We start from the raw sequence: 12384 nt of genomic DNA on the forward strand, positions 1-12384 counted from the left end.
TTTCCCCCCTCTAGCAGACTTCATAAACGGGGTTGATTTTAAGTCAACTCCTTTTTGAAGTAAATATTCATAAGGACTGATAAAACCAATACCTCCATGAATTCTTTCAAAGTTATAGAATTCTCTGAATTCGTCTATTGTTCTTTTTGCTATTTTTATATTTTCAAACTCAAACCTCTGACAGACAGTTCTTTCCATAATTGAATGATAAGATTCAATATGAGCATTTTGTTGCGGTGTACCTGGTTTTGTAAATTCCTGTGTAATGCCATTGTTTTTTAGAAAATCTTGCACCACACTTGCTATAAATTGACTACCGTTATCGTTTCTTACTATAAAATTTTTAGGCAATCCAAACTCAGCAATGACCTTTTCAAATAGCTTTATTACATCTTCTTTTTTTATATTGTAAGCCATGTAATGGCCAATATTAAATCTACTGAATATATCTAAGATCGTTAATACTTGCATACTTTTACGTTGGCCACTTACCCAGACATATTTAATGTCAAATTCAAAAAAACTAAACTCTGTCTCCACTTTGGGAATCAAATCTTTTACTCGGTTTCGATTTGATTTTTTACTCGAAATCGGATTGCTTCCTCTAAGTAAATTGTTGATTTTCATTAATTTATAAACATAGTGTTTGCTTATTCTATATTTTTCTTTGTCCACTAAATGACGAAACGTTTTATAAGCTCCATAGTCAACAAAAGGCTTGGCGAACAATAACTTAATACGTCCAACAATTGCTGATTCTGTCACTTCTCTACCTTTAGAATCATATATAGTCGCATAAGGTTTTCTTCCAGCTTTGCCATCTGAGGGTTTATAATAAAATGAACTCTTCGATAATCCACAATGGCTCAAGACGTTTCTAATTGGAAATCCCTGGCTAATAAATTCAATAGCGACTTCCATTTTTAACTCTTTTTCAATTGACTTTTTTTTAAAAGCTCATCTTTTATTCTCAGCTCCAAAGCATTGTCGGCAACTATATTGCGAAGCTCTCGAATCTCACGCTCTAATCGCTTGATTGCTAAATCCTTGTCTGACTTCTTAATTGATTCTAAACCTGACTCTCCTGTCTGATCTAAAATCTTTTCCCAGTTGTAAATAGTTGTAGAGGATACTCCAAATTCAGCAGACGCTGCTCCAATACCTTTTTCTTTGTAAAAGGAAATTATCTGTAATTTCTGTTGCTGACTCCAGCTTTGACGATGCTTACTCATAATGACACAAAATTAAAAGTTAAAACTCTATTTTTGTGTCCTAATATTTATCGGGATGAAATCATTACTCAAAGTCACTTCAAATTCTCCATTTTGCATAACTAAACCCAATCAGTTGTAATTTCATGACGCTAAAATTTTGAATTAAAATCCATTTCCTCTGAATAAATTGTAAGTAGCTAATCAATTTTGAAACCGATTTTGTGAATGATTTTTCTGTTAATTTTTAGTCGTTTAAATCCGAATTAAACCGTTTATATAAATTAGCTCAATATGGAAATTTAGCCTTGAAATATTAGTTTATTTTGGAATAAATATCCTATTAAATTATGAAAAAGAATGAATTTATAAAGACACAAATCCTATTGACGAGTGTTGTTTCTGTTGCCATTTGGAGCCTTTTGGCATGGTATTATTTTAACGGCGGCGTGCCTAGTCACCATATATTGGCTAGAGAAGACCTTCCCGAAATATCCAATTGGTGGGGCGGAATATTACTACCTATTTTGACCTGGTTTGTACTTTTAAGAATTCAAAAAAGAGATAAATTACCGAAGGTAAACTCAACCACTTTTCTTCAAATCCCGCAGAAAGTTTGGATAAGTTTTATGGGAGCCTTATTGCTTGGAATAGCACTATCCGTATTTTTTACTCTTGGAAACGAAGGCATGTCAGGCTACATGATATTGTCTGTATTTGTGATTTCCTTATTTTTCCCGGTTTATCGGGCGGAGTGCCTACTTGGTTTTGTATTGGGTATGACTTTCACGTTTGGGGCCGTTTTACCAACTGGCATAGGAAGCATATTGGCCACAATAGGGTTTATGATTTTTAATCTCGTAAGACCCTTTTTAGTTTTTATATTTAAGTACATAAAAAAGTAAATTTCATATCTCGTATGCTCTATCACAGAAATGTCTCATGAATTCAAACGAATTCTGTAAAGATTTTGAACCTACAGCCATTTTTTTGAATTAATAAAATAGACCACTCTCTAATTCAATGCTCTTCAAAAACGCATACAGCGGAATTTCTCCCAAAATCTGGCTATTGGCTCTGGTGATGTTTATCAACAGGGCAGGCACCATGGTGGTGGCATTTATGACCGTGTATACCACTCAAAAACTCCACTTTTCTATCGAAAACGCGGGTTTCGTGATGATGACTTTTGGTTTTGGGGCGATTTTGGGATCTTATTTGGGAGGAAAACTAACTGATATTTTTGGGTATTTTTTTGTACAATTTGGTAGCTTGTTTATCGGAGGATTACTATTTTTTGTGGTAGCCGAAATCCAATCTTTCGAACTGCTTTGTATTTCTGTATTCATTCTATCTGCATTTGGCGAAGCCTACAGGCCAGCCAACTCGGTGAGTATTGCTCATTTGAGCACACCAGAATCTTTCACCAGGTCTATCTCATTGGTTAGGTTAGCTATTAATTTGGGTTGGGCTATGGGCCCAGTATTGGGAGGCTTTTTTGCAACCAGAAACTATAAATATCTCTTTTGGGCAGATGGTGTCACCAATATTCTAGCAGCATTTATTGTACTCATTTTTTTACGCTCAAAATATATCAAAAAAGCGAAAATATCCAAAGCTGAGGCAAAGTCAAATCGAGCTGAATCACCTTGGAGAGATGGCTTTTTTATGGTTTTCATGTTGTTTACTACCATTTATGTGATGTCTTTTTCGCCCTTATTCGTGATTTTGCCAGTGTACTACAAAGAAATTTGTGCCATGTCAGAATTTCAAATTGGCGTGTTAATGGGTATCAATGGACTTTTGGTGGCATTGGTAGAAATGTTAATTATCTATAAAGTAGAGGGAAAATATGGCAAACTGCAGCTGATAGGTTTTGGCTGTTTCTTGTTGGTTGTTAACTATATCATTTACATGAACTTTACGGCATATGCATGGATGTTGGTAGGAATTACATTTGCTACCTTCTCTGAAATTTTTGCAATGCCTTTCATGAATTCATTCAGTATCGAAAGAGCAAAATCGCACAATCAAGGGCAATATTCTGCAGTATATGCTATGACCTGGCCAGTGGCACAAATTAGCTCATCATTGCTAGGTACGCAAGTAATCGCACGGCTTGGGTATGACGCTCTTTTGCTCGTTTTGGGATGTTTGGCGGTGTTGGCTACTATGGGGTTCTTGGTTTTAGCAAAGCGGGGTGGAATTATGCAGGCTAAAATTTAACAAACCTATTGCATTAAACCGAATAACCATATCGGGATACTATTCGCAAAACCGATTTCGATATTATCTTTCACCAAATAGGAATCCGGAATTCCAAGTATTTGTTTTTGCTTTTTACTTTTCCCTCCCACTTCAAAAGTATACTTATCCTCCACAAAAAAGTCTCCTTGAGCCGCCAATTCTATTTTCAGATTTTTGTTTTTAATTTGATTTAAAAAAAACGTTTCTCTAATCGTACCTTCTGCAGGATTCTGAGTCAGTGCGAAACTAAAATTGCTATTTTCAAGCAAAATCTTATCGGGTTTTTGAAGCACAGAAGTGCCTTTGCCAGTTTTATTTACCTTGTTAATTAAAGCTGCTTTTTCCAAATGTTCAAAAAACAATAAAAGTGTATTTCGGCTTAACTCAAGATGTGCAGCAAGTTCGGAAGTATTCGGTACGAAAGGAACCGAGTCGGCCAATATGGCTAAGAGCTTTTTGATTTTTGTTTGGTGAACAGATGAGTATTCATTGATGAAAGCCATATCATAGGCAAGCGTAGCGTCAATAATTTGAAATACTTTAATTAAATATTCCTCCTCAAGTTGTTGATTTGTTAATCTGTTTCCAAATGGCAAATATCCGTATTTTAAATAATTCTTAAAATGTACTAATGGAATTGGCAGCTTTGCTATTGCTATTCTAGCAACGTTCATGTGATTTTTTAAAATTTCATCTAATTCTAAAACTGGCAATTGGGCAATTTCGTTGAATTCCAAGTATTCCCGAAATGACATTCCGTGGAGCGTGTAAGTAAACACTCTTCTACTCAAATCTGCTTCTCCTCTGTAAATATCCAATGCCGATGATGCAGAAAAAATGATTTTCATGTTGGGCAAACCATCGTAAATATTTTTCAACTCCTGTGACCAATTTGAATATTTATGTACTTCGTCGATAATGAGTAAATTACCACCCAACCTACTCCATTCCTCTGCTGTAGATAACAAATCGTGCTGATAAAAATAGGGATGATCTAAAGTAACATAAAGGGATTTATCCAGATTTTGAGTTTTCAAATATTGAAGCATCAATGTGGTTTTACCCACCCCTCGAATACCCTTAATACCAATCATTCTGTTTTCAAAATTGATATCTTTATAAAGATACCTTTTGAACTTTGAATCAACATTTTTAAGAAGATTGTTTTGAAACAAAAACAATTTTTCCATATTTTGTTCTTAATTAAAAACAAATATTGACAATTTCGTTCTCATTTAAAAACATTTTGGATATTTTTTCCTCAAAAATGAACTTAATTCATTCATATAATCAGAAAATCGAGAAATCAAGGAGTGCTCAACAGAAAACCTGTTGTGAAATGTTTTCGGTAAAGAAATGTTGAATTAAAGAAGAATTAGAAAAAATTATCTACAAAAGTTCGGCAATAACCGTCTCACCGCCAACCGGTTTATCTTCAAGATTCACCAAAATTTTGGTGCCTAATGGAAGATAAATGTCAATTCTAGAACCAAATTTGATAAAACCAAATTCTTCACCTTGCGTAACGGCTTGTCCTTCTTTTACATACCAACAGATTCTACGGGCCAAGGCTCCAGCTATCTGACGAAAAAGAATCTCAGTGCCATTCTGGTGTTTGGTTACAACAGTCGTGCGTTCGTTTTCAGTACTGCTTTTTGGATGCCAAGCCACCAAATATTTTCCTGGGTGATATTTGAAGTATGAAATTATTCCAGAAAGCGGATTAAAGTTGATGTGTACGTTCAAAGGAGACATAAATATCGAAATCTGAATTCTCTTATCTTTGAAATATTCGGTTTCGACAACTTCCTCTATCACCACTACCCTACCGTCTGCCGGTGCGATGATATGCTTTGGGTTTATTGGTGTTTTTCTTGTAGGTTTGCGAAAAAATTGCAATACAATAAAGAACAAAACTAGGCAAACCGCAAATACGAAATAGTGCAACCATGCCATGTCTGGTGTCAAATACTTAACCAAACTATAGATTATTGCAAGCGTAATTGTAGAAACGATTAACGAGCCCGTGCCTTCTTTATGTATTGTCATTTCAGGGTCAGTGATTTTGAGAAAAATTTGGCAAATATACGATTTTAGCGTTTTTATATTGGTGTTTTTTTCCTAATTAATTGTTACTGTATTAAAATATTAAAATTATTAATGAGTTTAAGGTATCTATGAACGAGAATATTAATTTTTGGAGAATATGGTCACGCAACGATAAAGGACCCTTGTTTTTTGGCTTCTGTTTATTATTTTTTCTGGTCCTAAGTGGTTTGTTCTTCTACTTCAAAGGCATCGAAAATATTCTCCACTGGGACGTGTTGAGCGAACTTCATGAAAAAATAATAGCCACCAATTCGTTTTTCTACGACGAATTCAAGTTTTCGGCATCCTCGCCGGTATGGTATATCAAGGAGCGATATATGCCCTCTTTGGTTTCGATAAATCACCTCGCATTTTACATTTTATTAGTAAGCGGTTTTGTAGGACTTTCATTTCTACTAACGGGTTTGGCAAGACTCAAAGGCATTTGGTTTTTAATAGGAGCCTTGGTTATGGGCGGGGTAATTATTAGCTCAAGAATTGAAAGTGTTTTCTTGAGTAATTCCAACTGGCCTTTTTTAGCAGTTTTCGTGATAATTGGTGGTTTTTACTATTATACTAACAATTTTGGGCAGCGTCTCAGCACTTTGGCTACCTTGTTATTATGGACTCTTATTTGGTCGATATTGATTTTACTAGCTAACAAATACACCGCTATTAATCAGCCAAATATATCATTAGTTGCATACGGACTGGCTAGCTTTTTGGTTATTCTGGGTATATTCATATTTCTGATTTCACATGAAATCATCGCCGGTCTGGTGTGGTTAGTTTCTAAAAATTCACAAAAAGGGAAAAATTCATTACCCCAATTTTTGATTATCTCCTTGATATTTTTAGCCAATGTTCTTTTGGTATATCTTGAAAATACCAATAGGATAGAGAAAAGCTCTTATGTGATTTCACCTTTTATTCTATTTATTATCAGTAGCTTACTTGGTGTTTGGGGCTTTCGTCAGTTTTTAAACCAAAAGGCTTGGTTTAGTTTTCAACAATCTGGGGTTTGGATATACTTAGGTATGGCCACTATTTCTATCGCCACGGTTGGTTTTATTTTTGGAACAAATAATGACCCTCTGATTGATCTTTTTGAAGACTTTGTGGGCATTTCACTTTTGGCAGTCGGCCTTAGTTTTATTGTCTATGTTTTGATTAACTACCTACAGATTTTCAAACAAGGACTCGAGGTGCACAAAGTATTGTACAAAGCACCATTTAATAAGCTCATTTATGCCCGAACCATCTCGGTTTTTTTGATTCTGTTTTTGTTTTCTTTGAGCAATTTTTATGGTTTTTACAAGGCAAAAGCAGGTTTGAGCAACGCCATTGGCGATTTTTATTTGGCCGAAGGCGACCTAAAAGCTGCCGAAACTTTTTACAAAGAATCAACTCACAACGACCTCTACAACCACAAGGCAAACGTTTCTTTGGCGTCTTTGGCACTTAGTCAAGGTGATAAAATAAATGCTGCATTTTTTTTCAATCAAACCCTTGAGCAAAAACCCAGTCCTTATGTTTTTGCCGGCCTTAGTGCAAGTTTAGAAAACGAAAACCTCTATTTCGATGCTCTTTTTGCACTTCAAAAAGGCCTAAAAAAATATCCAAACAACAGCCAATTGCTTATTAACCTGGCTCATTTACAAGAAAAATCAAAACTCACCGACAGTGTACTCATAAACCTTGACTTGGCACTGAAGAACTGTAGCAAATGCGAGGTAGAAAACACTAATTTTTTGGCTTTTTGGATAGAAAATGCCAAGCCAGAAAAATTAGAAGAAATGTCGAATTTAGCGAAGGACATAGACTACAACGGCCTAAAAGCCAATAAGTTTGCTGTGAATAGAATGTTGGAAAAAGAATCGGAATTTACCTCATTTGAGCTAAGCAAAGATTCTGCTTTAGACATGAGTCGGGCGGCTTTATTGTTCAATGCCGTGAGCAACCCAAAAATGATAAATACTACAAAGGTGAATGCCGAAACCATTAAAAAGCTCCAAAACAATGCTTACAATGAACCCGTGTTTGAGTCGTTGAGCTGGAGCTATGCACAACAAAACTACATCAGAGAATCTAAAGCCATTGGAGTCAAACAACTCTATTTACTGGCTAATTCTAATACGAAATACAAAAAAATATATAACCAAAACCTTGGTCTCTGGCTCATGAAAGAAGGCGTGTTAGATCAAGCACTTCTAAGACTTAAAGCGGCTGGTGATAGTTCCTCAGCAGCCTTACTAGCCAATGCCAATCTCAAGCAAAAAGTAGAAAAAGACCTGCAAGCTCAATCTGATAAATTTGGCTCCGAAATTACAGTAGAAAATTATCAAGAAGTGATCAAAAAAGCACCATTCAATCCGTACCTTGTAGAGAAAATCGCCAACTTCTTGACCTCCAAAAATAAGAAATTGGAAGCCTACAATGTTGCGTTCTATGCTGCTGAAGTCAATACCGAATCGTCCTTAATATGGAAAACCTTGGTTAAGAAAGCCTTGGATATTTCGGAGTATGAATATGCCATGGACGGCATCAAAAAATTAGAAACGCTTCTTCCTGCCAATGAGTTGTTGGCAATAAAAAAACTATACCAAGACCAAAAGCAAAAAGTTCAATCAGCCGGATTTTAAATTGGGTTTTTGCTTAATTTAATCAGATTTTTAGGTATTTTTGCATAAAATTTATCAAAAAAGACGCCTTTTGTGGAGAAAAATTAAAATTCAATATTTTATAATTTCGTTTCAGAAATATTGGGTGTTTTCTTAAATTTGCCATGAATTGAGTTTAAACCATATCATTTTACAAAACAAAACAACATGAAGTTTGTCGTTTCGTCCTCAGAATTAGTAAAAAACCTTTCAAATATAAGCGGTGTTATAGCTCCAAATCCTTTAGTTCCGATTCTGGAAAACTTCCTTTTCGAACTCGACAAAACTTCACTGACAGTTACTGCCTCCGATATGCAAACTGTAATGGTGGCAGATTTAATGGTGGACTCCAGCGACTCAGTTTCGGTAGCTATACCAGGCAAACTTTTGATGGATACGCTTAAAAGTTTACCAGAGCAACCGATTACGGTAAGCATCAGCAGTGAGACTTTTGGTGTGGAAATAACTACCTCCAATGGACGCTTTAAAATAGCCGGCGAAAATCCAATGGATTTTCCGAGAGCTCCGCAGGTAAACAGAAACTTCAATATTGAACTTGACTCTCAAGTATTGGCTTCTGCGATAAATAACACATTGTTTGCTACAAGTACTGACGACCTCCGCCCAGCCATGACGGGTGTGTACATAGACATTCAGGAAGAAAGTACAACTTTCGTAGCAACTGATGGTCACAGACTTATCAGATACCGTAGAGAAGACATAAAATCTACGACACCTACAACGATGATTTTGCCTAGAAAAGCCTTGAACCTGATCAAGATTTCTTTGCCGTCGGGTTCTGTGCCGGTTGTCACCGAATTTAGCAACTCTAATGCTTTCTTTAGTTTTGGCAACATAAAATTGATCTGTAGACTAATAGACGAGCGTTATCCAGACTATGAAAATGTGATTCCAAAAGCTAACCCACACCGCATGACGGTAGAAAGGTCTAAGTTCTTGAATTCATTGAAAAGGATTGCCATTTTCTCTAACAAAACCACTCACCAAATCAGACTCAAAATAACCGCTGATGAATTAACTATTTCTGCTGAAGATTTAGACTATTCTAACGAGGCTGTTGAGAAAATCTCGTGCGAATACGTAGGAGACGACATGGAGATAGGTTTTAACGCTAAGTTTTTGGCTGAAATGTTGAGCAACATCAGTTCATCTACCATCACTATGGAGTTGTCTCTACCTAACAGAGCTGGCTTGATTATACCTTCTGACAAAATAGAAAACGAAGACATCTTGATGCTCGTAATGCCAGTTATGTTGAACTCGTATTCTTAAAGATAACAATAAACCTTTTCTTTATAAACTTAAGCCCCGGATTTCTGGGGCTTTTTTTGTGAGCGTTAAGACTGAAACTTTTCAGGACACAATTTCTTCAATATAGCACTAAGCTCCTCTGACTTTTGAGTTCCAATCATTAGTTTTGAAGTGTCCTTAAATTGTAATTGCAAACCAGTATTTCCTTTAATGTTGTATGCTTTACCACTGAAACCGTATCTCAATCCCCACCCTCCGTATTCCAAAAGTGGCTTATACTTGCGGATTTTTGCTGTTGAAATAGATTCCCATTTGAGAAATTTATATTGAATATGAAAAGGAAATAACCTAACAGCTATTCCCTCTTCACCAATAGAGGTTTCTAACCGGATATTCCAAAACAATAATAATATTAAAAACAAGAATACACTTGGAATAAATAAGCTCATTTCAATCATCCGATTATCCCCTTCCGCTAGCTTCTGTATAAATTGGCTCGATGCTAAATATATAAAATATATTAACAAAGCTACCAACGGAATCCACAGCCACCAATGGTTGAATCTTTGTGTTTCTTTGAAAAGAGGTTGAGTACTCATCAACTACCATGTTTAAGTATTTGAAAATGACATTCTGATTTAAAACAAAAAAACCATGAAACTAAGTGCCTCATGGTTTTAGTTTGTGATAAAATATCTCAAAGTTCTTTAATCCTGATTTTTCTAAACGAAACCATATCGCCGTGGTCTTGGAGTGATATTTTTCCTTTAGCATGAGCCTTTGCATAAGGCCATTTTGCGAATTTACTTCCTGCCACATCATCGGCCCATTTTACGCTGCCGTATTCGTAAGACGCTGTTTTTATTCCATTTACAAAATGCTCAATCACATTGTTTTTAATCACCAACTTCCCTTTGTTCCACTCTCCTGCCGGTTTTACGGCTTTCAGGTCTAATGGAGCTTGAATATCGTAGTTGGCACCAGTTTTTTGAACGTCCTTTATTTTGTCAGGATAATTTACGTCGTCAATAATCTGAAATTCTGGACCTGAGGCATAAGGAGCAAAAAGCTCTTTGATATTTACATCTTCTATGACCTTATATATAACGCCGCTGTTACCTTTTGGAGCACATTTAAACTCAAACTCCAAGATATAGTCGCCATATTCTTTGTCGCTTACCAAGTCGCCATTACCACCATGTGTCATCAATACGCCATCCATAACATGCCACCCTTTCACACCTGTTTCTTTCCAAGTGTGCCAACCATTGGTGGTTTTTCCGTCGAAAAGGTTCACCCATTTTTTCTTTTGGGCTGTAACCGATAGGGTTAACAAAATCAATGCTACTGCAAATATTTTTTTCATCTTTAAGGTTTGTTTTTTTTATAAATATAAGTGTTTTTTTAAATACTCAACAGAAAATTAGACCAACGATTTGTTTCAGAATTCATATTTGAAAGCCAAAGCAGGTTCGTTCTTATATTTTTCAAGCAATTTCTTCGAAATCCAAACGGTGGTTTTATCTCCTTTGGTTTCCCATTTCAAAGTTTCCGATTCCCCAACTATGTTTACTTTAGAGCCTTTCTTCGGCGAGTTTCCTTGCCAAGTAATAGTTTCCTTTAAGAGTTTATCTAATGAGATTTTTTGAATAGCAAAGGCATACTTGTCTTTACTTTTTGTAAAATAAACGTCTCCAGATTGAAAATTCTCGAGGCTTCTTGTATTGTAAATGGCCTCTCCAAACTTGTTCAACCAAACACCTATTTCGTTCAATCTACTTATTTGTTCGGGCAAAAATTCTCCCTCAGCTGTAGGTCCAACTCCAAGTAGCAAATTCCCACCTTTGGCCACAATCTCAATCAAGGTATGAATTACTGTGGCTGATGGTTTAAAGTTATCATTAGGAACAAAACCCCAAGCTCCTCCCAAAGTAATACAGCTTTCCCATGGGTTATCAGACCTGTCTTTAGGAATAGCTTGCTCAGGTGTGCGGTAATTTTCGAATTCACCGTGAACGGTTCTGTCAACTATCAATATACCCTCTTGGTTTTTCCTGACCATTTTTGCCACCTTAGGCATATTTATCTCTTGGTCAAAGTCTGGAATTGGAGCACCCCAAGCACGCACCTCGTCAGTCACGGTATTTCTTGGTCGCACCCAGCCACCATCAAGCCAAAGGATATCTATTTTACCATAATCAGTAGTTAACTCATTGAGTTGGTTATGGGTATATTCTACGAATTTATTCCAACGCCAAGGATTTTTCCTAATGTCATAGTTCACATTTCTGTTTGGCGTCGAATGTCTATCCCACCAAAAATACTGCGAGTGCCAGTCTGGTTTTGAATAATAGGCTCCTATCAAGAAATTCTGTTTTCTAAATGCGTCGAAAACATACTTTGCCACGTCGGCTTTTGGGTTTCCTTTAAAAGGCCCATTGGAAATTTTAAAATCCGAAAACTTGGTATCGAACATATTAAAACCATCGTGGTGCTTGGTCGTAAATACCAAATACTTCATACCTGCAGATTTAGCGGCCGTGGCCCAAGCCTCAGGGTTAAATTTTACCGGATTAAATGATTTATCCAAACCCCAGTACCATTTCTTATAGTCCGCATAGTTACTCGTGGAGTCACGAGTAATCCAGTCCTCGTCGCACAAGCTCCAAGACTCTATGATGCCCGGAACCGCATAAAGTCCCCAGTGAATTATAATTCCGAACTTCTGATCACGCCAGTTTTCTAGATTCTGTGCAACTTCTTTTTCTTTGGGATATTGATATTCTGTAGAAATGGGATGGACAGAACTTTGGCCGAAAGCAGAATTAAAAATGGAGAAGAAAAGTAGAAAAATCGAAAATTGTTTTCTGCAAAAAACAGTCATTTGCATTATAATGTGTTTATTT

Annotated in this window: 11 protein-coding genes; 4 read left to right on the forward strand and 7 right to left on the reverse strand. The window is 36.2% G+C overall.

Annotated features, from left to right (window positions below):
* Positions 1–921: DDE-type integrase/transposase/recombinase (locus tag EGI31_RS09045; RefSeq protein WP_255036534.1), on the reverse strand; the 921-nt coding region annotated here is incomplete at its 3' end.
* A 2-nt stretch (positions 922–923) separates the two neighbouring features.
* Complete coding sequence (locus EGI31_RS09050) at positions 924–1232, reverse strand: helix-turn-helix domain-containing protein (RefSeq protein ID WP_255035463.1); 309 nt, start codon at positions 1230–1232, stop codon at positions 924–926.
* 329 nt (positions 1233–1561) lie between these two features.
* Between EGI31_RS09050 and EGI31_RS09055 the strand changes: the two genes are divergently transcribed.
* Positions 1562–2116, forward strand: coding sequence for a hypothetical protein (locus EGI31_RS09055; protein WP_255036907.1), 555 nt, complete (start codon positions 1562–1564; stop codon positions 2114–2116).
* A gap of 118 nt (positions 2117–2234) precedes the next feature.
* Positions 2235–3437, forward strand: a complete 1203-nt coding sequence (locus EGI31_RS09060) for an MFS transporter (RefSeq protein WP_255036909.1) — start codon at positions 2235–2237, stop codon at positions 3435–3437.
* A gap of 5 nt (positions 3438–3442) precedes the next feature.
* Here the strand turns inward: EGI31_RS09060 and EGI31_RS09065 are convergent, their stop codons facing one another.
* Together EGI31_RS09065 and EGI31_RS09070 are read right to left on the reverse strand one after the other, a co-directional pair.
* Entirely contained in the window at positions 3443–4648 is a 1206-nt protein-coding gene (locus EGI31_RS09065) for an ATP-binding protein (protein WP_255036910.1), read from the reverse strand.
* Between the two features lie 199 nt (positions 4649–4847).
* Entirely contained in the window at positions 4848–5507 is a 660-nt protein-coding gene (locus tag EGI31_RS09070; RefSeq protein WP_255036911.1) for a phosphatidylserine decarboxylase family protein, read from the reverse strand.
* Positions 5508–5635: 128 nt separating this feature from the next.
* On the opposite strand from EGI31_RS09070, the gene EGI31_RS09075 reads away from it, so the two are divergent.
* Positions 5636–8188: a tetratricopeptide repeat protein gene (locus EGI31_RS09075; RefSeq protein WP_255036912.1), complete on the forward strand. Its 2553-nt coding sequence runs from the start codon at positions 5636–5638 to the stop codon at positions 8186–8188.
* Between the two features lie 186 nt (positions 8189–8374).
* A complete protein-coding gene (dnaN, locus tag EGI31_RS09080; protein WP_255036913.1) occupies positions 8375–9499 on the forward strand; it encodes a DNA polymerase III subunit beta in 1125 nt (374 codons plus the stop codon).
* Between the two features lie 65 nt (positions 9500–9564).
* On the opposite strand, the gene EGI31_RS09085 is transcribed toward dnaN, so the two are convergent.
* From EGI31_RS09085 to EGI31_RS09095, 3 genes are all read right to left on the reverse strand, one after another.
* Positions 9565–10077, reverse strand: coding sequence for a hypothetical protein (locus EGI31_RS09085; RefSeq protein WP_255036914.1), 513 nt, complete (start codon positions 10075–10077; stop codon positions 9565–9567).
* A 98-nt stretch (positions 10078–10175) separates the two neighbouring features.
* The gene (locus tag EGI31_RS09090) at positions 10176–10844 is read right to left on the reverse strand and encodes a 3-keto-disaccharide hydrolase (protein ID WP_255036915.1); all 669 of its coding nucleotides are present in this window, start codon (positions 10842–10844) and stop codon (positions 10176–10178) included.
* A 75-nt stretch (positions 10845–10919) separates the two neighbouring features.
* A complete protein-coding gene (locus EGI31_RS09095) occupies positions 10920–12368 on the reverse strand; it encodes an alpha-L-fucosidase (RefSeq protein WP_255036916.1) in 1449 nt (482 codons plus the stop codon).
* Positions 12369–12384: the final 16 nt, after the last annotated feature.

It is taken from the genome of Lacihabitans soyangensis (assembly GCF_024343775.1).
Lineage (GTDB): Bacteria > Bacteroidota > Bacteroidia > Cytophagales > Spirosomataceae > Leadbetterella > Leadbetterella soyangensis.